The sequence below is a fragment of the Streptosporangium sp. NPDC020072 genome, assembly GCF_040631445.1.
Classification (GTDB): Bacteria; Actinomycetota; Actinomycetes; order Streptosporangiales; family Streptosporangiaceae; genus Streptosporangium.
This window is the reverse complement of sequence record NZ_JBEYAB010000020.1, coordinates 22349-44504: the sequence shown is the minus strand read 5'-3', so window position 1 is coordinate 44504 and position 22156 is coordinate 22349. Positions and strand designations below refer to the sequence as shown.

General features: G+C 65.2%; 25 protein-coding genes and 1 tRNA gene. 14 read left to right on the top strand and 12 right to left on the bottom strand.

Annotated elements, in window-relative coordinates; all coding sequences use genetic code 11:
• Positions 1-145: 145 nt before the first annotated feature.
• From ABZ470_RS37020 to ABZ470_RS37000, 5 genes are all read right to left on the bottom strand, one after another.
• Positions 146-2155, bottom strand: coding sequence for an AIPR family protein (locus tag ABZ470_RS37020; protein WP_362917378.1), 2010 nt, complete (start codon positions 2153-2155; stop codon positions 146-148).
• Positions 2148-3158, bottom strand: coding sequence for a PD-(D/E)XK motif protein (locus ABZ470_RS37015; RefSeq protein WP_362917376.1), 1011 nt, complete (start codon positions 3156-3158; stop codon positions 2148-2150). Before ABZ470_RS37015 ends, ABZ470_RS37020 begins: the two co-directional genes overlap by 8 nt.
• Positions 3155-5938, bottom strand: a complete 2784-nt coding sequence (locus ABZ470_RS37010) for a Z1 domain-containing protein (protein WP_362917374.1) — start codon at positions 5936-5938, stop codon at positions 3155-3157. Before ABZ470_RS37010 ends, ABZ470_RS37015 begins: the two co-directional genes overlap by 4 nt.
• Before the next feature lie 61 nt (positions 5939-5999).
• Positions 6000-7475 (bottom strand): ATP-binding protein, encoded by a 1476-nt coding sequence (locus ABZ470_RS37005; protein ID WP_362917372.1) that lies wholly within the window; start codon positions 7473-7475, stop codon positions 6000-6002.
• Positions 7476-8228: 753 nt separating this feature from the next.
• Entirely contained in the window at positions 8229-8963 is a 735-nt protein-coding gene (locus tag ABZ470_RS37000; RefSeq protein WP_362917370.1) for an XRE family transcriptional regulator, read from the bottom strand.
• Between the two features lie 160 nt (positions 8964-9123).
• Between ABZ470_RS37000 and ABZ470_RS36995 the strand changes: the two genes are divergently transcribed.
• The 3 genes from ABZ470_RS36995 (at position 9124) to ABZ470_RS36985 (ending at position 10555) form a co-directional block, all read left to right on the top strand.
• The gene (locus tag ABZ470_RS36995; protein ID WP_362917368.1) at positions 9124-9462 is read left to right on the top strand and encodes a hypothetical protein; all 339 of its coding nucleotides are present in this window, start codon (positions 9124-9126) and stop codon (positions 9460-9462) included.
• Between the two features lie 5 nt (positions 9463-9467).
• Entirely contained in the window at positions 9468-9938 is a 471-nt protein-coding gene (locus ABZ470_RS36990; protein WP_362917366.1) for a GntR family transcriptional regulator, read from the top strand.
• A 65-nt stretch (positions 9939-10003) separates the two neighbouring features.
• On the top strand, positions 10004-10555 hold the full coding sequence (locus ABZ470_RS36985) for an HD domain-containing protein (protein WP_362917364.1): 552 nt from the start codon (positions 10004-10006) through the stop codon (positions 10553-10555).
• 3 nt (positions 10556-10558) lie between these two features.
• Here ABZ470_RS36985 and ABZ470_RS36980 read toward each other — a convergent pair whose 3' ends face one another.
• From ABZ470_RS36980 to ABZ470_RS36970, 3 genes are all read right to left on the bottom strand, one after another.
• Positions 10559-10945: a nuclear transport factor 2 family protein gene (locus ABZ470_RS36980; protein ID WP_362917362.1), complete on the bottom strand. Its 387-nt coding sequence runs from the start codon at positions 10943-10945 to the stop codon at positions 10559-10561.
• Between the two features lie 63 nt (positions 10946-11008).
• Entirely contained in the window at positions 11009-11485 is a 477-nt protein-coding gene (locus ABZ470_RS36975; protein WP_362917360.1) for an NUDIX domain-containing protein, read from the bottom strand.
• 3 nt (positions 11486-11488) lie between these two features.
• Positions 11489-12229 (bottom strand): XRE family transcriptional regulator, encoded by a 741-nt coding sequence (locus tag ABZ470_RS36970; protein WP_362917358.1) that lies wholly within the window; start codon positions 12227-12229, stop codon positions 11489-11491.
• 153 nt (positions 12230-12382) lie between these two features.
• Here ABZ470_RS36970 and ABZ470_RS36965 point away from each other — a divergent pair, with 153 nt between their 5' ends.
• Entirely contained in the window at positions 12383-12601 is a 219-nt protein-coding gene (locus ABZ470_RS36965) for a hypothetical protein (RefSeq protein WP_362917356.1), read from the top strand.
• Positions 12598-12780 carry a hypothetical protein gene (locus ABZ470_RS36960; protein ID WP_362917354.1) on the top strand — a complete coding sequence of 61 codons (183 nt, stop codon included), beginning with the start codon at positions 12598-12600 and terminating at the stop codon, positions 12778-12780. Before ABZ470_RS36965 ends, ABZ470_RS36960 begins: the two co-directional genes overlap by 4 nt.
• A 5-nt stretch (positions 12781-12785) precedes the next feature.
• On the opposite strand, the gene ABZ470_RS36955 is transcribed toward ABZ470_RS36960, so the two are convergent.
• Positions 12786-13121 carry a winged helix-turn-helix domain-containing protein gene (locus ABZ470_RS36955; protein ID WP_362917352.1) on the bottom strand — a complete coding sequence of 112 codons (336 nt, stop codon included), beginning with the start codon at positions 13119-13121 and terminating at the stop codon, positions 12786-12788.
• 129 nt (positions 13122-13250) lie between these two features.
• On the opposite strand from ABZ470_RS36955, the gene ABZ470_RS36950 reads away from it, so the two are divergent.
• From ABZ470_RS36950 to ABZ470_RS36915, 8 genes are all read left to right on the top strand, one after another.
• Entirely contained in the window at positions 13251-13607 is a 357-nt protein-coding gene (locus tag ABZ470_RS36950) for a hypothetical protein (protein WP_352012762.1), read from the top strand.
• Entirely contained in the window at positions 13600-14931 is a 1332-nt protein-coding gene (locus ABZ470_RS36945; RefSeq protein WP_362917350.1) for an FtsK/SpoIIIE domain-containing protein, read from the top strand. The genes ABZ470_RS36950 and ABZ470_RS36945 overlap by 8 nt, the downstream gene beginning before the upstream one ends.
• A 24-nt stretch (positions 14932-14955) precedes the next feature.
• On the top strand, positions 14956-15657 hold the full coding sequence (locus tag ABZ470_RS36940) for a DUF2637 domain-containing protein (protein WP_362917348.1): 702 nt from the start codon (positions 14956-14958) through the stop codon (positions 15655-15657).
• A gap of 15 nt (positions 15658-15672) precedes the next feature.
• Entirely contained in the window at positions 15673-15975 is a 303-nt protein-coding gene (locus ABZ470_RS36935) for a hypothetical protein (RefSeq protein WP_362917346.1), read from the top strand.
• On the top strand, positions 15965-16105 hold the full coding sequence (locus ABZ470_RS36930; protein ID WP_362917344.1) for a hypothetical protein: 141 nt from the start codon (positions 15965-15967) through the stop codon (positions 16103-16105). The genes ABZ470_RS36935 and ABZ470_RS36930 overlap by 11 nt, the downstream gene beginning before the upstream one ends.
• 138 nt (positions 16106-16243) lie before the next feature.
• Positions 16244-17599, top strand: coding sequence for a replication initiator (locus ABZ470_RS36925; protein ID WP_362917526.1), 1356 nt, complete (start codon positions 16244-16246; stop codon positions 17597-17599).
• On the top strand, positions 17596-17781 hold the full coding sequence (locus tag ABZ470_RS36920) for a helix-turn-helix domain-containing protein (RefSeq protein WP_362917342.1): 186 nt from the start codon (positions 17596-17598) through the stop codon (positions 17779-17781). The genes ABZ470_RS36925 and ABZ470_RS36920 overlap by 4 nt, the downstream gene beginning before the upstream one ends.
• Positions 17781-19016: a site-specific integrase gene (locus ABZ470_RS36915; protein ID WP_362917340.1), complete on the top strand. Its 1236-nt coding sequence runs from the start codon at positions 17781-17783 to the stop codon at positions 19014-19016. The genes ABZ470_RS36920 and ABZ470_RS36915 overlap by 1 nt, the downstream gene beginning before the upstream one ends.
• 216 nt (positions 19017-19232) lie before the next feature.
• Here the strand turns inward: ABZ470_RS36915 and ABZ470_RS36910 are convergent, their stop codons facing one another.
• Entirely contained in the window at positions 19233-20249 is a 1017-nt protein-coding gene (locus ABZ470_RS36910; RefSeq protein WP_362917338.1) for a hypothetical protein, read from the bottom strand.
• Positions 20250-20925: 676 nt separating this feature from the next.
• Here ABZ470_RS36910 and ABZ470_RS36905 point away from each other — a divergent pair.
• Positions 20926-21381, top strand: a complete 456-nt coding sequence (locus ABZ470_RS36905; RefSeq protein ID WP_362917336.1) for a hypothetical protein — start codon at positions 20926-20928, stop codon at positions 21379-21381.
• A gap of 110 nt (positions 21382-21491) precedes the next feature.
• On the opposite strand, the gene ABZ470_RS36900 is transcribed toward ABZ470_RS36905, so the two are convergent.
• Positions 21492-21564: transfer RNA gene (locus tag ABZ470_RS36900), tRNA-Arg, on the bottom strand.
• Between the two features lie 108 nt (positions 21565-21672).
• Positions 21673-21975 (bottom strand): metalloregulator ArsR/SmtB family transcription factor, encoded by a 303-nt coding sequence (locus ABZ470_RS36895; protein ID WP_352012871.1) that lies wholly within the window; start codon positions 21973-21975, stop codon positions 21673-21675.
• Positions 21976-22156 lie beyond the last annotated feature (181 nt).

Here is a 22156-nt window from a genome sequence, read left to right as displayed (position 1 = left end):
GCCAAGATGAACTCCCCTCGGTCTGCTCGCGGAGGCGAGCCTCGCACCGAGGACGGAGGCAGGTGGATCGTGCTCCGCACGTCGAGAACACCATGAGGAACCTCGTCAAGAGCGAGCAGCCACAAGTACAGCAGGCTGGGTGTCTCTACAGTCCGGGGCTGAACCCGAGAGACAGAGCCTCGTTACGAGCGTGCAAGGCCTGTACCGCCTGCGGTTCGGGGACCTCTTGGCCGAGTTCCAGGCGTCGTCCAACGTACTCGGCCAACTGACGCTGCGACGGTTCGAGACTGTGCGTTTCCTTCGCCCACCGGTTGATCGCATACCACTCGTCCGCCGACACCAACATCACCTCGTCGCTTGCCCCCCTGTCGCCTTCACTGCCACCGGCAAGCGCCTCTTTGTCCAAGGGATGCTCGCGTAGCTCGCTCTCCAGGTTTTGGGGTACGGACCAGCGTATGCGGGAGACTGCGTCCCAACAAGCGGGCTTCTTGGCCCACTCACCTACATGGTTGCCCTCGCGTGGCCTGGTCACGACTGCCATCACTCGGGGGCACAGATCGTAGATCGCGTTTTCGAGCGCCGGTGAAATCCGCTGCTCACGCCAAATCCGGTCCAGGTCTATGCGCTGGCCTGTGGCGAGGGACAGCCGGGCCGTGGTGTAGGCCGTAATCATGCTCTTGTAGCTGCCTGCCTGGTGTGCCGTCGCGATGCTGTCCACCGCCTTGAACAGGATGGCCATCGCGATCACACGCTGGCAGTACTGGACATCGACGCGAGGGGGAGCATCGTCGAGGGCGGTCATGAACGCGGCGAAGTTCTTCTGTGACCCCCGGCTCACATGGAACGGGAGTTGGTTCCAGGAATTGATGTACTTGGCGAGCTCCGCCTTCGTGAACTTCTGCTTCGTCGGATTGAGCTTCTTGAAGGTGCGTTGCTTCGCGGGGGTTCGGGCCTTGGCCACCTCATCCGTGTACTGACCGCGTGCGCGCTCGTAGAACCAGTGAGTTTCCTGACCGCTCCCGTCCGTTGCCGGAGCCCACAAAGACCGGGTGATCCGCTGCATGGCCACGTGGTACTCATGGTTCGAGCTGAAGTCGACCAGCGTCACGCGGTTCTGCGTGTTGGAGTACTCGGAGATCATCGGGACGATCTCCGAGAGACGCTCCGGAGACACCTCCGTCAGCTTCATCTGCACCGCCACATGTGACAGATCAGCCTTGTCCCGGCTCTGCGCATAATGCAGCGAAGCTGTTGTCTGGCCGCCGTTCACCACCTGGAGCCCACGCACACGGGCTATCCCCGTCGGTCTACCGTCCGGGCCGTACACAAAGTCGACCTGTGACGCAGTTGCTGTGATGCCGTTGTTGTACGCCAGGAACCTGCCAGGTGTGTTGAGCAGTGTCTCTCTGATGCCGCGGTTCACCGAGCCCCGGGCCTGGAGGAATGAGCGGACGTTGAGTTCGAGAAGACGGGTGCCGTACTCACCGTAGAGTTCGGCCAGCTTCTGACCGGGAATGATGGCCATGGTCACCGAGTGGTCCGGCTCGCTGCTGGGCGCGGAGACGCATGGCAACGGGGGCGCGAAGGAGACCACGATGGGCTCGCTGATGCTCCCGGACGTCGCGTGGCGGTGCAATCGTGCCAGGTCCCACACCTCGTGGGTGACGGGAAGACCGCCGAAGTCTGTGGGAGGTACAACGGTGTTGGTACCGACGCGGTTGCTGAGGAGGAAGAGCCGGATCCTCTGTACCTCGGTGAGGGCTTTCTCGACGGCTGCACACATGTCGTAGACGTCAAAGGACTCGTCGATGTTCTGCCGCAACCCGTCTCTGCACCGCCGAACGAACGTCAGCAGACGCCTGAAGGCGGTCTCCGTTTGTCCCTTCGTGAGCTTGGACTCCAGCGGGTTCAGGTGAAAGTCTGTGACGAACAGGTCGAGGCATTCGCCGGATTCCCCGATGCCGTACCCGTGCACCAGGTGCCCGTGCATCATGTGGTAGGCGGTGAAGGTGTTGGAGACGATGCCAGCTTCCTCCAAGTCCTCGAACACCCGGCGAGTAAAAGTCTCCGGTGTGGTGGTTCCCTCGGCATCGGCAGTCGCCTGTACGTCCGCGACAAGGCTACGGGAGTACTCGGACAGGTCGCCCTCAGGCATGGGATCCCCTGATCAGTTCGGTCACCTCGTCGATCGTGGCGCAGTACTGGTCCAGTCCCGAGGTGCTCACGTGGTAGGTGCAGTCACCGACGCCCGCGGGAAGATTCGCCTCAACAAGTCTTGGAAAATCTCCCTGCACGTGCCAGAAGCGCAGGTCGCGGAGGGTGTAGCGAGGCTCGTCGTATAGGTCGCGCTGCCCGGGAAGATATCCCGTTCGAATGAGTCGTCCATCAAACCCGGCACGTACAACAGGGCTGGTGAGGCGCTCGCGTATGCGGTCCACCAGCCGGTTCAGACTCTCGCCCGTTCCACCACGCCGCTCGTCGAGCAATACCAGCGCCAGCAGCAGCGCGGGCGTGCCAGCGCTGTCCAGCTGTCGCTCGCTTGTGATGCGTATGTTTCGAGGGCGTTTGGCGGCGCTTGACTTCGTTTCAATGGCCACTCCTGGCAGCTGGAAGTCTTGGTTGGCTCCGCTCGGGCCGGTCCATGACTCCACTGCCTCGGCTGGATCAACGTGAGGCAGAACGTGATCCCGGAGAACTAGTAGTTCACCGACCAGACCGCGGCGCGCCTCGGGCCCCAAACCGTCCCTGCCGACTGCTCGAAGGAGATCCTGCCATCGCTCGAACCTGTCCACCGCAGCGGTGAGGGCGACAGCGGCCCCCGGGGCGTCCCTGACGGTGTCGGCGACGTCAGTGACAAGTGGGTTGAAGACCTCACGTAGCTCGTTCGTGGTAAGGACCATTTGGAGCTCGTACTCGAGCCGCGACACCGCGCTCAGATTTATCTCCAGACCTGCCGCTCGAGGCAGTCGTCCCACGGAGCGCACGATCTGGTCCGCAGAACGGGCGTCGGCCCTCAGGACCAGCATGCGCTGGCGGCCAGGGTGAGAGACGGCAAGATAGATGTCCAGCGGAGCGTTCGGGTGCAGTCGGCGCCTGGATCGACCGGGCGTGGTCTGAGGAGTCTCCAGGTCGCGCCACTCGGCCTCGGTGACGGTCACTCCTCGTTCTCCTCATCGTCGAAGGAGTCGAGGCCCTCCTGCTGCCAGATGCTGTTGACAACGTACTCCGTGTCGGACTGGCGCTTGGAGCGAGGGAAACTGACCTTGAAGCCCACCAGCGGCGGTTCTGTCACCTTGCCCGGGACCGTTGGCTGCTCGATCAGGTAGATCAGCAGAAGAGCCTGGTCTGGCCTTCGTTGCCAACGCAGCTGCTCACCCGAGGGGAACTGCGGGACCTTCTCCTTCTTCTTCATCGCTGCGGCCTTCTGCGTTGCTTCGAGGGCAGCGTCCACCTGGTCCTGGTCGAGGTCAAGGGATTCGTCAGGTGGACTCAGCACACGACGAATCGTGTACCGCCCCTCGGTCCTAAAGTTGGGGTTGATCGCCGCACGGGTGACGGGCCCAACGATGTGTCCGGCGACGTTCTGTGGATTCTGTGCTGCAGCTTTGCCGATCAGGTACACCGTCCACTGAGGTAGTTCACCCACCGCCGCGCACTGGTCGATGTACTTCGCGATGAACCTGGGACGTACTCGCTGTGCCATACGGTCGGTCTCGTAGCTGGAGAGAAAGTTAGCAACCGTCTCGGAAGGCACCCCCTTCCAGGCCACGTTGCCGCCGGGGGCCTTCGAGTTGGCCACCGTAACGCCGTCGAGCCGCTGCACAAAGTCCTCGAGTGCCTTGAGGTTGTGGTCGACGGTTTTCCGGGCGAGGTTGAAAATCACCGTTTCCGGACCCTCACCGGAGTAACTGAGCATGACCTTCACGCCTTGGCGCATCTTGTTGGCGGCCGTGACCGAAAGACCGAGCGAAGAGGCACGCACCTTAAAACCGAATTGCCCGGGTGTGAGGTTGAGGGCGGCCATCTCCTCCACCTCACGGCGCAGCTCGTCGGTCGCGGCGGTCACCTCGACGTACTTGGCCTGAAGGTCGGGAGTTGTATAGAGACGGCACAGGTCCTCGTAACCTGGGCGGTATCCAAACCAACGCCCCATCTGGAGCAGAGTGTCGTAGGTGTTGGAAGCACGCAAGTAGTAGCTGACGGTCAGCCCTTCAAGAGTGAGCCCTCGGGAGAGCTTCTGACCCCCAATGGCGATCACCGAGAGTCCGGTCCGGCGGTGCTCGTAGTAGTCGAGCGCGTCTCGAGAGGCACCGTTCACAGTCTTGACCACGACCTTGCGCAAGGCTGGCATGAGCTGCGCGGACACTTCCTCCCAGGTCAAGCGCTCGGCTTCGTCCGTGGGGAAGTGATCAGTGGTGGGGACGAAGTCGCGCTCCCACAGAGCCCGGAACGCCGCCGTCTGTTCCGGCGCCTTTCCGTACCGGTCGCGCAACGAGTCCATGAGAAGGCCCAAGTGATCGGCCACTTGGTCACGAACGATTCCTTGGACGGCGGTGAAGCGGGTGACGTGCACCAACATGGAATTGTGTACCTTCGTCTGCTCCCGCGCTCTACGGGCAGCGCACGAAAGTACGAACGAGGCGATCGCCTCGCGCAGGGACTGGGGAAGATCGCCGGAGGGGATGAAGGAGGATTTGTGCTTGCTCGGCACCCAGCTCTCGGCGTCGTCCACCGCGCGCACCAGCGGCAGCGGGGGCACGTCGTCCTCGTCGTCACTGTCGACTTGAAGACCAAAAACGCGTTCAGGCCCAAGGTAGTTGGATGGTGATGGCAGGGTCCGGATGAAGCTGTCGGGGAAGAGGTCGGCGCCAAGTTCGACGTGGTCGACGTCAGGATCAATGTAGATGTTGGCGTACGGAGTGGCGGTGTATCCGACGTAGGCCGACTTCTCGAAGCTCTGCATGAGGTCACGGATCGCGGCGTTGGTCTTGGTCGGATCCGCGTCGGGGTCGCGGTTGGTGTTGATGGAGGCGTTGTCGGCTTCGTCGTCGATGACGAAAAGCGGGATATCACGTACGACCTTACGGCCGGTTTCGTCCTCCGTCCCTTGGACCTCTGTCACCCACGTACGCAGGTACTCAAGTATCTTCCAGTGCTTCTTCACGACGAGAACGACCGGGAACCGGCCGAGGGGAAAGTTGACCGCGTTCGCCGCCTGACGACCGAAGTCACCCTTCTCGGAGCTGTTGGTGGGCGACGCGATGTCGAGCCTCTTGGCACCGGGCATCCGCCCGGCACCCATGAGGCGAGACTTACCGTTCTGCTTGGACCGCTGCTGGTGCTGTGTGTCGAAGCCCAAGAGGCCCTCGTCGATGCGCAACTGCGTCTGGCTACGGAGGTCATTGTGAATGCCAGCGAGGATCACCACGAACTGGTATCCCGCGTCCACGGCTTTCGCGGTGAGCCCGATGTACTGCCCGGTCTTACCTGATTGGACCTGACCGATCACAAGACCTGTCCGGCGCCAGGAGCCGACACGGCGCGGGTCCTCGAGCTGGCTCAGGACCTCATCCGTACTCTGGTCCAGCCGACGTACGACGACCGGGGGCAGGTTACGGACATCCTCCAGATAGCGCCGATAGCGCTCCCAGAAGTCCCAGTCGCGGTCGTTCTTGGCCTCGGGTAACCACGGTTCGTGTCCCTTGTCGCTCTCCAACCCGGAGGAGCCCTCCTGGAACACGGTGGTTATGGCCTCGATCTCCTTGGCCAACTGGCCCCGGTCGAGAACCTCGCCTTGACCAGCCAGCATCCCGAAGATGACAGTGACCGCGTTCTGTACCTCGTCCAGCGTTGGCTGACGATCCTGTGGTAGCAGTGCAAGAACCAGTCGCTTGGCCTTGGCGAGGGATTCGAGGGAATCCTCGGGGGCGGAACTCACTGCGGACCTCCGTAGGGCTGGAACAGGATCGGGCAGGGCAGAGGCAACCGCTGAAACGGGCTCATCCGCTCCAAAAGCCTTGCATCTGGTTGAAGGGGGGCATGGTACGCAGCCGTTCTCGGGCTGCAGCGGGTGAACGCCCCTCGGAGACCAGCGCCTTGTAGATGCATTGTGCGACCTCCGTTGCTCCGGCGTCGGCCAGCCCAGGGCCTCCAAAGGGTTCGGGGTCGTCGCTGGTGTCCGTCTCGTGCATTACACGAAGGGCGGTGACCGGAACAGTCTCCTCCAACAGGCGGATCAGCGCACGTATGTCGTCCGGACCAACGCCGCCAGGGCGCAGAACAGCCTTAACCAAGGGATGACTGCGGTTGATCCTGCAGGTGACCTGGTCGTTGTTGCGGCGAACGTTCCATGCGTACAGAAGCGGATCACCATGGGTACGTGCTGCGACCTGTCCGCGGTAGCGCAGCACGTCGGCGGCTATGCTCCGAGCTTTTAGCGCGATGCGACGAAAGTGTGGACGCAGCCCGACAGGTGGCACAACACTGGATTTGCGGACGTCGACGCCCCACTCGACGTCCGCCTCGGCGGGGATGTCAACGGCAATACGCGCCAGGTTGTACTTCTCCTCACGGCGTAGCCCGCGCTGTCCGAGCCAGTCTCCGGCCAGAATCAGACGGTCCCGGCGGTACACATAGAACCCCTGCTGATCGAGCCAGCCGCGTGGGCCTCCGGCCTTCTCGTACTCGACCTGGGTGAGTCGTTGTGCGCTGGGGAGGACGAATGCCTCCACGCGCACAGAGCCTGCGCCGAGTGGGAAGCGTTCCACTGGAAGTGGCTGTACGGATGGGTGTCCAGAGAGGAAGGGGTCCCAGGGGTCGACCGGGCTGCCGGAAACCCGGATGGTGCGACGTCGGCTACCCGTCAAGAACCGGGCGAAGATCATGCCAAGGTGAGACTCGGCGCGGGTGGCCTCCGCGTAGAACTGCTTCTGAGTCGACTCGTCGTCTTCCGTCATGCCGTCAACGTGAAAACCGTTTAACCGCCGCCACAACACGATGGTCCCACGATTAGTCGTACCGCGAATCCTGTCGAGCAGGTTCGTCGTCGCCTCGTCCGAGTCACGTAACAGCCTCCATTGGCCGGTTCTCTCGACGACGTCGAGATCCCATGTACGTACATGCCATGTACCGGATGCGGAGGTGGCAACGGTGAGCTGCCGGGCCTGGGAGAACGATGCGGACTTGAGGCCGACGCCGAAGCGCCCCAAGTCCGTGGCTGTACGCGGTGTTGCAGGACCACGCGCAGCCACGGTCATCGCAGTCACGAGTTCGTCCGCAGTCATTCCCTCACCGTCGTCGATGACTGCGACCCAGGAGTCTCGCCCGGCCCAGGTGAACTCCACGTCGATGTTGGATGCCTTCGCGGAGATGCTGTTGTCCACAAGATCCGCGATGGCTGCAGGCAATGAGTAGCCGAGCGAGCTGAGCGAGGCAACCATGCCTACGGGTTCAGGGGCTGCGATGTCGTAGTTCATCTTCAGTCCCAGCCCTCGCTCGCGGTCACAGCCCTTTGTCGATGGTGGTGTCCCAGTAACCCCAAACTGAGCACGATGCATCGCAGGAAGACCCGGTGTATGACTCTGCGCTCATCCCGCGGGGGAACTTCCTACACCCAGGCAAGATGTTAGTAGGGCCATGCAGCCAAGGTCACCGCTTCAGCCGATCTGCATCACTGAGTCCTTTTTATCCGTTCGTACAGGATGTCTCTCGTGACCGGTCATGACCACGTTTGTCTTGTCCACCAGCGCGACGTCGTAGCGACGTTTGGCCCAACCAATTCCGTGGAAAGCTCGCATGGTCACCTCTGCTTTGCCTGCCCTGTCGCGGAGTCATCCGCGCCCCCGGGGACCTCATCGACAGATGCCTCAACAAAACCAGTCTGGCCCTCACACCGGCATAACCGCATAAACGTCACGAGTTCGACCTCAGTACCTGGTCCTTGCCGAGGTGGTAGTCGCTCATTCGATAGCAAGGCGACCCGGAGCGCAGGGCCGCCAGGCCTGAGCACCGGAAGCGCCGCGGCAGCCTTGTGGGTGACTCGCCAGCTCGTTGATAATGATCTATCTGTTCATGGCATTCGCTTGCGAGCATTAGCGCGTGGGCGGTGCTGGCCGCGACCGGCCGAAGAGCCGCAGCGCGGCCGGCGACCGCCCGACGCGCAGGCCGCCGCAGGCGGACTGCCTTGATGACGGACAGACAAGTTTCTTTCGATCTTGATCCGAGCGCTGTCAGCCGTTCTGAGCTGCGGGTACTGCTCCGTCCCAGACGCGTTCGAAGCTGTCGAGGTAGGTGGCCGCGGTGCTGTTGGGTTCGTTGCCGGTGATGTAGACGACCGGGGCGTCGGAGGCGCGGGTGCCGTAGGCGTGGAGGTTGACCAACAGGTCGTTGTCGGCGCGATAGATGGAGTTGTACAGGATCGTCCCGTGCAGCCGTATCTCGATCCCCTCCACATCCCCCAAAGGACGACAAAGCGTGAGAGCGTTCCTGGTTCTGGAGATCATGACGTCGCTGCCGACGCCTTCGTCCGCTCCTCGGGTGGCGACGTGGGGGCTGCCGGGGTCGCCGAGCAGGATGCGTACCCGGACTCCGGCCCTTGCCCGCCCAGCCAGGATGCGGAGTAGCCCTGCGTCTTCGGCGAGGAACAGGCCGCTGTAGACGAGGATGCCGATCTCAGCTTGGGCTGCTTCGAAGAAGGTGCGCCAGATGGTGGCCGGTACGGCCCAGCGGTGCGAGTAGACGGCCTTGATCTCGGTCGGGGGGCCTGGGCGTCGGCGGATGCTTTCGGGCCACAGGTCGTTCTCGTCGACGTGGAGGAGGTCTGCGACGGCCAGGCGGTGGCGCGGGTGGGGGACTCGGCCGGCGAGCCAGCGGGTGACGGTTTTGGGGTCGACGGTCAGGTGGGTGGCCACGTCGAGGGGCTGCAGGCGGGCCTGGATGAGGGCGTGACGGAGGTGTTCGTTCATCGGGTGTGGTCCCTCCCGGAGCGGGTCGGTACCAGCGACGCTAACATAAGACGTCCCTAGACGTCCCCAAAGTCGTGGTGCCTGTGTCCCACCCCGGTCAGAAGACTCACTGGCACCGAACCCGGCACCACCGGGGCCGTGAGACGACGGGAGCACCCGCATGTCCAAAGAGAAGATCATCGCCCACCAGCGGGACCTGCTGGCCATACTGCGCGGCCACCTCAACGCGCTGTACGTGCCGAACTTCCTGACCAACGACCAGAACGGCCAGCCCTGCCTGGAGATCACCGATCACAACGCCCGTACCCGCCGCGTCTACGTCCAGGTCGTCTTCTACTGGTTCTACTGGGGTGACCGGCCCGACGAGCGCACCTCCACCATCCACCTGCCCATGGCCGCCGAGGACATCGCCGCGGCGGTGCGGCGCGGCTGGCGTGAGGGCGAGCAGGGCACGCTCACCATCAATCTGGGCAACATCCACGGCGCGCACGGCCGCTGACCTCGATGACCGATGACACCGACGGGTGGCTGACCGGCAGGCGGGTCTACGACCGGATCGCCGAACGGCTCCGCGCGCAGATCACCGCCGGTCACTACCCTCCGGCCAGTGTCCTGCCCTCGGAGGCGGCGCTGGCCCAGCGCTTCCACGTGGCCCGCAGCACCGTCCGGCGCGCGCTGGCCGTCCTGGAGGACGAAGGACTGATCGACACGATGCCCGGCGCGGGACGCCGGGTGAAAAGCTCGGAGCAGCAAAAAGCGCTGTACCGCTACCAGGAGATCGCCGCCGAGTTGCGTGAGTGGATCAGCACCGGTGCCCTCCCGGTGGGGGCGGCGGTGCCGAGTGAGAGCGAGCTGCGGGAACGGCATGGGGCTTCGCGCAACACCGTCCGCCAGGCGCTGGCCGTCCTGGAGCGGGAAGGGCTCATCGTGGCCCGGCACGGCAAGGGGCGTTTCGTCCGCTCCGCACCGCTTTGAGACGTCCTGAGACGTCTGATGCTGGGCCTCGGGACTGGCTTCGGGCGGAGTCTAGGGTGAACCGTATGGGACAAGCCGAATGGGCACGTGACCTGGCCCGGCACCTGCTGGAGGAACCGCTGCCGCGCCGGTGGGCGCACACCCAGGGGGTCGCCGCGCAGGCCGAATCGCTGGGGTCGATCCTCGGCGTGGAGGCCGACCTGCTGACCGCGGCGGCCTGGTTGCACGACATCGGTTACGCTCCCGCCCTGGTCGACACGGGGTTCCATCCGCTGGACGGCGCCCGCTACCTGCGTGACGTCCAGCAGGCCGACGACCGGCTCGCCCGGCTGGTGGCCCACCACACCTGTGCCGAGTGCGAAGCCGCCGAGCGCGGCCTGTTCGACATGCTGAATGCCGAGTTCGCCAAGGAACGCCCCGAGTTGGTCGAGGCGCTGACCTACTGCGACATGACCACCAGCCCGGACGGCCTGCCGGTCGACGTCGGGACCCGCCTGGCGGAGATCCACTCCCGGTACGGCCCCGAGCACCTGGTCAGCCGGTCGATCACCAGGGCCACGCCGTGCATCGTCGCGGCCGTGCACGCCGTACAGGCCGCCTTGAGCGCGCGGGCCTGACGTTCAGGCTGGGCTGGCGTGAGCGGCCAGGATGCGCCAGCCGTGCTCGTCGGTGTGGGCCCAGGTGCGGGTGTAGCGCAGCCGTGAGGCGAACGGCTCCCCCGCGAACGTGCCTTCCAGCGTGCCGAGGAAGCAGGTGACGCCGGTGGTGCCCGCGACGACCACGGTGAGGTCCTCCTCGACGAGCTTGGTCATGACCTGTCGGCGTGAGCGGTGATTGCCCAGGTCGAGCTGCTTGGCCTGCGGATGGCACGCGCCGTCCGGCGGGCCGGTGAAGACAAGCCGATCATCGAGTAGCCGGTCGAGTTCTTCGACGTCTCCGGCGAGCATGGCCGCCTGCAGACGGCGTTCAGCCTCGTACAGCTCGTCGGTGAGGGTGCGTTCGGTCATGAGATCGCCTTCCTATTGTGCGGGAGCTTTCAGAGGCGAGTACCTCAGTTGCTGCGCGCGTATTCACCCGATGTACGGCCCGGCGCCGTCGAGGAAGTGACCGAGCCGCAGCCGCATCGACCGGTCCATGACCAGGGAGCCGATCTCCTCGCGCGGAACCCAGCGGACCTCGCGGGACTCATCACTCGGGGTCGGCTCCCCATCGACGGGGCGGGCGGTCAGGACGATGGAGAACTCCTGGCGGGCCTCACCGTCGGAGGTGTAGAGGATCACGTGGCGGGGGTCGGTGTAGGTGCCGACCAGGCCGGTGATCTCACACGTGATGCCGGTCTCCTCCAGCGTCTCCCGTACGGCGGCCTGCGGCAGGGACTCCCCCAGATCGATGGCGCCACCGGGCACGGCCCAGTTGCCGTTGTCAGAGCGGCGGATCATCAGGATGTCGCCCGCGTCGTTGACGACGACGACGTTGACCGAGGGCACCAGGCTGTTGGGGGCGGGTGCGGCGGGGTCGTCGTAGAAGTCGATCCGGCGGGCCGTCATGGGTCAGGACTCTACCGGCCGGGCCTGGTCCCAGACGGAGTCGAAGCTGTTGAGGTAGGTGGCCGCCATCGTGCCGCCGGGGACCTTGCGCAGGTGCATGACCGGGGCGTTGGAGGCGAAGGTGCCGTAGACGTGGCTGTTGACCAGCAGCTGGTCATCGGCGCGGTAGATGGAGTTGTACAGCACCGTGCGGTGGAAGCGGATCTCCACGTTCTCGTGCCGGCGCAGCGACCGGTAGAACACGAGCGCGGTCTTGATCTGGGCCGCCATGCCGTCGTTGATCCCCTCGTCGATGCCGCGCTGGGCGACCTCGGGTGAGTCGGGGTCGCCGAGCAGCATCCGGATCTTCACGCCCGCGTCGGCCCGGTCGGCGAAGACGCGGACGATGCCGGTGTCCTGGGCGATGAAGATGCCGCTGTAGACCAGGATGTCGATCTCCTGGCGGGCGGAGGCGAACAGTCGTCCCCAGGCGTCCTTGGGTACGGCCCAGCGGTGCGGGTAGACGGTGACGATCTCGGTCTCGGAGACGGCCGCGGCCTGGGCGGGGGTCATGGCCTCGGGCCACAGGTAGGCCTCCTCGACCCCCAGCAGCTTGGCCACGGCGAAGCGGTGCTTGCGGTAGGGCACCCGGCCTCGGGTGATCCATCGTTCCACGGTCTTGGCGTCGACCTCGATGGCCTCGGCCACCTCCATGATGGTGGTTCCCCGTTCGAGTAACGCCGTGCGCAACCGCTCGTTCGCCATCTCACCTGCCTGTCAGCGGGGACGTCCAGGGACGGGGCAATCGTAGACCGGACGTCCTGTACATGTCCCATCCTGTAGTGATCACGTCCTGACTCTTCGTCGCACTCTCAATACCGCAAGGCATCACCGGTAGCGACGAGAGGAGAGACAGCAGTGATCAACCACATCCGGCCGATCGACGAGACGCCCGCCTGCGGATGCGGCGCGGTCCTGGAGGAGGGACGGTTCGCCTGCCGCAAGTGCCTGGCCCGGGAGCGGTGGACCCGCCGTCAGACGGCCCGGCGCAGGACGGCCAACCGGTGGCGCGGTCAGGTGCGGCGCCCGGCCAACCGCCCGTACGGCACCGCCGAGGCGGGGGTGATCTGGACGTGAGCGCGACCATGATCCCGCTGATCATCGGCCTGGTACTGAGCGCGGCGGTGTTCGTCGGCTACGTCGTCGTCCTGGTCGGGATGCGCCAGGAGGACCGGCGCATGCGACTCGGCGAGAAGCCTCCGAGCCGGGCGGCGGCGCTGGCCCGCCGGGTCACCGGCTGCCACGTGCGCGGGTGAGCGCGCTACTTCCCCTCGCTCAGCTCCGCTTCGACCTTTTCCAGCCGGGCCGACAGGTCGCGCAGGGTGGCGCGGATCTCGGCCAGCTCATCGGAGGCCGGCGGGGCGGGGGCGGCGTCGTCGCGGACGAACACGCCCTTGCCTTGCTGGCCGATGACCAGCCCCTCGTTGCGTAGCACGCCGACGGCGAGTTTCACCACGCTCAGCGAGGCGTCGTAGGCGGTCGCGAGCTGGGTGGTGGAGGGCAGCGCCTCGCCGGGCACGAGAGTGCCGCGCCGGATCTGGTCGCGCAGGTCGTCGGCGATCTGCAGGTAGCCGGGTCGCCCGGTGTTCTTGACCATCCACCCTCTTCTTCGGTCGTGGGTGTCTCTAGTTCAGCACAGACACGCGACCAGGCCAACCATGAGAACGTTGACATCCAGGCCAACTAGGTTGACTATGTTGGCTGAGACGAACAAGGAGGTCCATCCATGCGCACCATCCCGATCCCCGTCGACACCCACCGGCTCCGCTTCACCTGCGTCAAGGCCGCCCGTCCCCGCGTCATCGACCAGGACAGCGGAAAGATCAAGACCGACAAGGACGGCAACAAGGTCTACGAATCCGTGCTCCTCGCCGAAGACGAGTTGGGCCGGATCGAACTGGTCAAGGTCGGAACCTCCGGAGAACCGCCCATCGCTCCCGGTCAGGACGTCGTCCCCACCGGCATGGTCGGCTACGTCTGGGAGATCCCCAGCAACGGCACCGCCCGCTGGGGCATCAGCTACAAAGCCGCCTCCATCGTCCCCGTCTCCGGCAGACCAACCAGCGGGAGCGGCGATGCCTGACCTGTCGCACTCCCTGCTCGTCTTGGCGACCGCGCTGGCCATACTGGCGACCTGGCGGTTCTGGCCGATGGTCGGCTACCCGTTCACCGCCTTGAGCGTGCGGGCCTCCTGGCGCAAGGTCGCCCTCGGCTGCGGGCTGACCAAGAAGCGCGCCCGCTGGGCCTTCACCCTCACCCCCGGCGCCCTGGTCTCCACCGGCACCGTGAAGGTACGGCGCCGCTTCCGCCGCATCGCCGTCGACACCACGCCGTGGATGCGGTTCCCGCTGCCGACCCGGCACGGCTGGCGTGTCACCGTCCACCTGCTGGAAGGGCAGATCCCCGACGACTACGCCCAGGTCGCCGAACGGCTGGCGCACTCCTGGGGTGTGCACGCCGTACGCGTGTCCTCCCCACGTCCCGGACGGGTCGTCCTGTCCGCCGTCATCCGAGATCCCCTGATGCGGGTCGATCGGCTACCGCCGTCGGAGGAACTGCTCAAGGTCACGGTGGGCCGGCTGGAGACCGGCGCACCATGGGTGATCGACTTCCGAACCGTCCCGCACTGGCTCAGCGCCGGAGCGACGCAGTCCGGCAAGTCCAACCTCGCCAACGCCCTCATCGTCGGCCTGGCCCCGCAGCTGGTGGCGTTGGTCGGCTTCGACCTCAAGGGCGGGGTGGAATTCACCCCCTACCTTCCACGGCTGTCGGCACTGGCCACCACCCGCACCGAGAGCGTGGGCCTGCTCGATGACCTGGTGACGCTCATGCTCAACCGGATGGACCTGTGCCGGAGAACGGGCGCCCGCAACATCTGGCAGCTTCCCCCGGCGGTACGGCCGGTGCCGGTCGTGGTCCTGGTCGACGAGCTGGCCGAGCTGTACCTCATGGCCGACAGGTCCGAGAAGGACGAGGTCGCCCATACCTCTACGACCCTGCTGCGGGTGGCACGGCTTGGCCGGGCGTTCGGGATCTACCTGTTCTGCTGCGGCCAGCGCATCGGCTCCGACCTCGGCCCCGGCGTCACCGCGCTACGCGCCCAGTGCTCGGGGAGGATCTGCCACCGGGTCAACGATCCCGAGACCGCGACCATGACGCTCGGCGACCTCGACCCGGCCGCCCTGGTCTCCGCGCGGGCGATTCCGGCCGAGACGCCGGGGGTGGCGATCGTGGCCTCCCAGGACGGCCAGTGGTACCGCGCCCGCTCCTTCCACGTCTCCGAGGCGACCGCCGAGCACGCGGCCTGGATGTACGCCGATCTGACCCCGTCCTGGGCGGAGATCACCGCTCATACTCCGGCGACCGAGTTCGACCTCGCCGACCTGGACGAACTCCTCACCGCCTGACCTGATGCGAGGAAGGGGGACACGATGCGACGCCTCATCCGCTGGCTGCTGGACGCCGGGTCGATCCTGACCCTGGCCGCCATCGCGGGTGCCGGATCGTTCACCCACATCCGCGACACCGCCGCCGAACACGGCCAGGACGGGTGGATGGCCTGGGCGGTAGCCGTATGCGTCGACCTGACCTGCGTCATGGCCGCCCGGGAACGCCAGCGCGACAAGCACACCGGACGTATTCGGAACGGCTGGATCTCCTGGCCCACCCTCGTGCTCGTCGCCGGGATCGTCCTGTCCCTGGCCGCCAACCTCAACCAGGCCGACCCATCCCCCTGGGGATGGATCACCGCCGCCACACCCGCCGGGGCGTTCCTCATCGCCGTCTCCATGCTCGAACGCCGCGCCTCAACTCCTCGTACTGCGCCGGAGCATGAACTGTCCCCGGCCTCCTCCTCGACTGTCTTGGATGTCGTCCCCAAACCGACCCCGTCCTCCGTACCGGAGATCGCCCCCAAACCCGTCCCGGTTTCCGCGCCCGTCCCGGCCATCGACGCCGAGCAGGACGGGCCGTCCTCAGAGCTCCTCGACTACGCCCGGCGCGTGGCCGAGGAATACCAGACCGCGCACAGCAGGCCCATCAGCCGCGACACGCTGCGCGCCCGTCTGGGTGTGTCCCATCAACTGGCCTCCGACCTGCTGCGCACCCTGCGCATCTCGCCGGACGCCCTGTGAAGAGGAGAACCGATCATGTCCACCGACACCCAGCGCCGTACCGCCTTCATCGGCGGCCTGCGCGACCTGGCCTTCTTCCTGGAGGCCAACCCCGCCGTCCCCGTCCCGACGGACTCGACGATCGTCACCTACTACCCCGAGCAGGGCACCGACGACGACCTGTGCGCCGAGATCGACCGGATCGCCGCCCTGTGCGGCACCTCCGTGGACCCGCGGCTGCTGCCGCTGGGCCTCTACACGATCTCTCGCTGCTTCGGCCCTGTCCACGTCGAGTGGACCGCCATCCTCAGCATCGTCAAGCCACCGCATGAGTCCTGAGCCACCCGACGAGCCGGTGACACCGGCTGAGATCCCGTCCCGGTGGTGGCGGTGCTGCACCTGCGGCGGCACCGGAAGCGACAGCTACGGCACCACCTGCGAACACTGCGACGGCCTCGGCTTCTGCTGAGCCGTCGGCACCCCCGGCCTGGCCGTACATCCGCCAAGACGCCCGCCAGGTCGGGGGCCATCCCCCCCTCACCCCAACGAGTGAAAGGAGGAGACCATCTTGCCCACAATCCACCCCGATCCGCACGCCATCGCAGGCATGATCACCCGCCTGAACGACCGCAACTACCCCCGCTGGGCCTCCCAGATCCGCACCACGGGCGGCTGCCGCCAACCCATCCACCTACGAGGCCGCGTCCTGCACGTCGACCGCTCCACCGGCCGGCTCCTGCACTCCTACACCACCGCCACCGAACCCGACGGCATGCTCCGCCTGCCGTGCAAGACCCGGCGGGCCTCCCGCTGCCCGGCCTGCGCCGAGGTCTACCGGGCCGACACCTACCACCTCATCCGCGCCGGACTCGTCGGCGGCAAGGGCGTCCCGCCCTCGGTAACCGCTCACCCGTGCCTGTTCGTCACCCTCACCGCCCCCTCCTTCGGCGCAGTCCACACCCGGCGGGAGAAGAACGGCAGGCCCTTGCCCTGCCACGCCCGCCGGAACGCCGAGACCTGCCCGCACGGCCGGGTGATGTCCTGCACCGCCCGCCACGGGGCCGAGGAGTCCTGCCTGGGCGAACCGCTGTGCTCGGACTGCTACGACTACACCGGCAGCGTGCTGTTCAACGCCCTCGCTCCGCAGCTGTGGAAGTACTTCACCGACGCCCTGCGCCGCCGCGTCGCCAAAACCGCGGGCCTGACGCTGCGGGAACTGCGCGCCCAGTGCACGATCTCGTTTACCAAGGTCGCCGAGTACCAGCGGCGCGGGGTGGTGCACTTCCACGCCGTTATCCGCCTCGACGGACCCGACGGTCCGGACTCTCCACCTCCGGCCTGGGCCACCGCTGAGACGCTGGCCGACGCCGTACAGCACGCCGCCCACGCCGTCACCGCGACCACCCCCGCCACCGCCGACGAACCCGCCCGCATCCTGCGGTGGGGGCGGCAGCTCGACGTCCGCGAGATCACCATGGACGGCGAGCTGTCGGACCAGGCAGTGGCCGGCTACATCGCCAAGTACGCCACCAAGGCCGCCGAATGCGTCGGCACCCTCGACCGGCGCATCAACCCCCTCGACGACCTGGAAGCCTTCGACCTGCGCGACCACCCACGCCGCCTCATCGCCGAGTGCATGCGACTTGGCGCCCTCGACGAATACGCCAACCTGCGGCTGACCCAGTGGGCCCACATGCTCGGGTTCCGCGGCCACTTCTCCACCCGGTCCCGCCACTACTCCACAACCATGGGCGCCATCCGCGACGAACGCCGCGACCACGCCCGCACCGACGAGATCACCACCGGCCGCCTGCCCCTGTTCGACGAGGACACCGTCCTTGTGATCTCTCACTGGGAGTACACGGGCAAGGGCTTGTCCGCCGGGGATGCCCTGCTTGCCGCTCTCCTGAGTGGTGATCCGCCGCCCTCACCCACTTCACCGGACGGTGGAGGCGGCCGATGAAGACCGACGACATGCTGACGGTGCCCGAGGTGATGGCCAAGCTCAAGGTCAGCCGATGGACCCTCTACAGCCTTCTCCGTTCTGGTGAACTCGCCTCCGTCGTGGTCGGTGTCCGCTGCCGCCGTATCCCGGAGTCCGCCCTGAACGACTACGTGACCCGACTTCGCGAGGAGGCCGCCTGATGGGCAAGCGCTCAAACGGTGAGGGGTCGGTCTTCCCGTACAAGGACGGCTGGGCGGGCTACGTTTGGGTCACCACGCCGGAAGGTAAGAGGACCCGGAAGTGGGCCTATGGCAAGACCCGCGAAGAGACTCACGAGAAGTGGCTCAAGCTCCACGAGTTGGCACGCAAAGGGCCGGTGCCGACCAAGCACCCCACTCTTGCCGCCTATCTGGCTCGCTGGCTCGCCGAGGTGATCGAGCCCAACCGGGAGCCGACGACCTACGTGGCCTACGAACCGTTGGTCCGGCTCTACATCGTCCCCAGCCTGGGGAAGAAGCGCCTCGACAAGCTCACCGTCCGCGACGTGCAGATCTGGCTCAACACGCTGCCGACCCTGTGCACCTGCTGTGACCAGAAGAAGGACCACCGGCGCCCGGAGAACAAGCGCCGGTGCTGCGCCGTCGGGAAGTGCTGCAAGGGGTACCCCGCCCGGAGCACCATCGCGGGCATCCGTCGTGTCCTGCGCTCGGCGCTCGGCAACGCCGTACGGGAAGAACTGATCTCCAAGAACGTCGCGGCGCTGACCACCCTGCCCGCCGCCGGCAAGACGAAGAAGAAGCGACAGCGCGCGGTGTGGGGCGTCGACGAGGCACGACGGTTCCTCGAACACCTGCGGGCAATCGACGACCCACTCTACGCCGCCTACGTGCTGATCCTCGTCCTGGGCCTGCGGCGGGGCGAGGTGCTCGGGCTGGCCTGGGACTGCGTCGACCTCGGCGGCGAGCAGCTGTGGATCTCCCGTCAGCTCACCCGGGTCCGCGGACAGCTTCTTCACCGGGAGACGACCAAGACCGACGACTCGACGGCGTCACTGCCGCTCCTCGGTCTGTGCGTCACCGCACTCAAGCACCGTCAGCACGTCCAGGAGGACGCCCGTAAGGCCGCCGGGGAGAAGTGGCAAGACTCCGACCTCGTCTTCACCACGCGGAACGGGACGCCGATCGAGCCGCGCAACTTCAACCGGGCCTTCGAGGCGCACTGCCAGCGGGCGGGCGTGCCAACGATTCGCGTTCACGACACCCGGCACACCTGCGCCTCGCTCCTGGCCGCCCTCGACGTCCATCCCCGCGTCGCGATGCGCGTCCTGCGACACTCGCAGATCTCTATGACGATGGATGTCTACACCCAGATCCCCACCCCGGAAACCCGCAAGGCACTCGATCGGCTGAATAATCAATTGGACGGTAACCGCTGACCCCGCTTCTTTATTTCACTGCTTCATGGAAACGAAAAACCCCTCTGGGATCATGCCAGAGGGGCTCGACCTACGTACTCCCCCCTCTGTCTGCTCTTTAGTCAGTCCGAGACTGCCCACAGGTATCCGTCTTCGCCACAAACGCCCACCCAGCGGCTTCCCTAGATTGTTTAAGCAATCACAGATAGGCGCGAACCCCATAGACCGCGCCGCACGCTACGAAATAGCTTCGGCCAGCAAATCAACAACCTGACTGTTGTTCGCCACGCCTTTAAGGCATCGAATTTCAGCCATAGGAACCGGACAGTAAGGACGCACACGCTCCAACGCTGAAGCAAAACGCTTATCTGCCGTAACGAAAACATCGCAATCAATAAGGTAGGTAGCCAACTGCTGATCACGAGGGGCGCTGATCTCTACCTTGCCCATCATCTGAGCCGCCATGGTTGCCGAGCGAATCCAGCTACGCGGGACGTTGGCCTTCTCCACCTCGTACAGCCAAAACTTGCCAAAGTCATCCCAGTCTGCCGTTACCTGATCAAGCCACAGATAGGATCCCAACCAATCACTATAGGTTATTTCAGTCCCGAAGTTCGCATTCCCCGGATCAATAAAACGCATAGAGTCTCCGAATCGGAGAGCGTTCATGTAAATGTCGCGACAGTCAACTCTCCACCATTCGACTGGCGCTAGGTCACTTTTCCAACCTAGGAGTTGATACGGAGGCATGTCAGGATCAGGACGAAGGAAAAGAGAGTCGAGATCTTCAATTTTCATCCCCGACTCCAGACGCGCGTCTCGATTGGCTTTCAATGGACCATAGGCGAGCTCGTCATCAACTTCAGACTTCGCCATAGTGGGTCGATTTGCCAACTCAGCATGATCCTTGGTCGCTTGTCTCCAAATTTGCCATGTCCAGAAATTACGGAGCTTGCGCGGCTTGTCGGGCAACGGTAATTGCCTCACCCATTTAGGGCGGAGGCGGCGAGCCTCGGCAATGAATTCACTGCATTCACTATCAATCTCTGTCCGAAGCCGTTTCCAATACTTCGAACTCAACGCGTCAACTGAACGATGGCGTCGAGCGGGGTCGGAGGTACGCAAAACCTCAAGTAATGTGGCAGGTGGAGTGCAAATAGTCCAGTGGCGGCTGAGAGCGACCCTCTCTAACTCGCGACGAGCGCCAACTTCGCCGATGTATGACCAGATGTTTGTGTCGAGGATCAGGCGCATGTCGGAATACTGACCCATCTATCCGTTACTGGCAAGCACGTTTTATAAATCTCATCTGCCTTGCCAGCTTCAGCCCTAACGCTCTAGCGAGCGTGTCGCCCTACCTTGGTCCCAGGAAGGACAGACACCCCACCAGCAGCTTCCCGCCATAGCGAAGCGGGGGATGCGGGCTGGTATCGTGCGATCATCAGGGCGGTGTTGCCATACATCACCGCGCTGTGGGTTGCACACCAGCCGAAACGTCAGCCAGAAGTTCCTCGTCGAAAAGTCATTGAGCATCACCGACGACCAGCATCGTGTCATCTAAGGCGTCAGTGACGCTACAGCACCTCGCCTCTCCCACGGCAACTATGAGGAAGCTTCGCCAAGGGGACAGACTTAACCGCGTGGACTCGAGCAAGCGGAGCCGATTACTGGCAGCGCGACGAGGCTTCTTCTGGCCGCCAACCGTAGCGCGCGCTGTTAGCCGGAGAAGAATGGTTGACAAGTGTCTGAGCCGTCGCTAGGCCTACACCTGCGTGAGGCGACTCGCCAATGAATGTACAGGAGAGGTCATGCGCGCCCGCTAATGCCGTGGATATCGAAGCGCACCTGCTGGCAGTCTCCCCACATGATCCCGTTGGAAGTGATGGCCGGCTTCGGGACAACCGGGAGGATCGGACCGCTGCGGTGCGGCGTGTCTCTGCCCGACATCGCCGCCATCCTCGGCCCACCGTGGTCCAGCGGCCGGATCAGCAAACGCACCCGGTGGCCCCACCTGTTCGGCTACGGCGACATCGAGCTGTGCGTCTGCCGCTGCCGCATCGTGACCTCGGTCAGCGTCCAGACCTGGCACGACCCCATCGAGTTGCTCAACACCCGGACGAACACGATCACGTCCTTCCCCGGCCGCATGACCTACCGGCAGATCGTCGCAGCCCTGGACTCCGCCGGGTGCCGCTGGCGACCGGCCCCCTACCAATTTCCTGGCGGGGCCTACTTACAAACCGTTCCCTCGGATGTCGTCTTCACCTTCCGCACCGACGACGAGGACGAGCCCGAACCACTCCTGGAGAACGCCGCCGTGTCGATCGACCCGCACGACTGTCCGCCCATCCCCGCCGGGACCCCGGACGATGGCTACGGTGCCTGAGCGAACGACCCCACAGCCAGCCGCTCAGAAGATGACGTTGCTGTACAACGCTGCTGTACGGACATGAAAGAGGCCCTCCGGGATGATCCCGGAGGGCCTCTGACGTGCTGCGCGGCCGAGAGGACTCGAACCCCTAACCTTCTGATCCGTAGTCAGATGCTCTATCCATTGAGCTACGGCCGCTTGCCTGTCGTTTTGGCCTGGTGGCCTTGGCGACGGGGATAACTCTACCAGGCGTGGGTGGGTGCTCAGCCAAATTATCGGCTGTGGCACCGGAGGTCCCCAAAGTCCTCAGGGGGCGGTCTTGAGGATCGAGGACAGGACACCGGGGAAGCGGGCCTCCATCTCGGGGAGGCGGAGTTCGTGACGACGGAAACTCCCCTCGGGCGTGACGCGGAGGAGCCCGGCCTCGCGCAGGACCTTCAGGTGATGGGAGAGCGTGGACATGCTCACGGGGACGTCGAACTGGCCGCAGACCACGCCCCCGGCCTCGGCGAGCCGACGGACGACCGTCAGGCGGACCTCGTCGGCCAGGGCGCTCAGCATCATGGGCAGTGTGATCGTCGAGACATCCGGGTGCTGGAGGGGACGCATATCCCGCATGGTACGCAGCGGGGCCTTGGCGAGCATGGTGCCGTTTTGACGCGTATGAATGCACCAGTGGCCCAGTGGGGTGCCTGGGTTTCTCCGGACACGTGGGCCTGTGCGGCTTGTGGACACGAGTAGTGCTCAGCGAGTACTGGGGTGCTCAACGATTTCCGGACAATCAGGCATA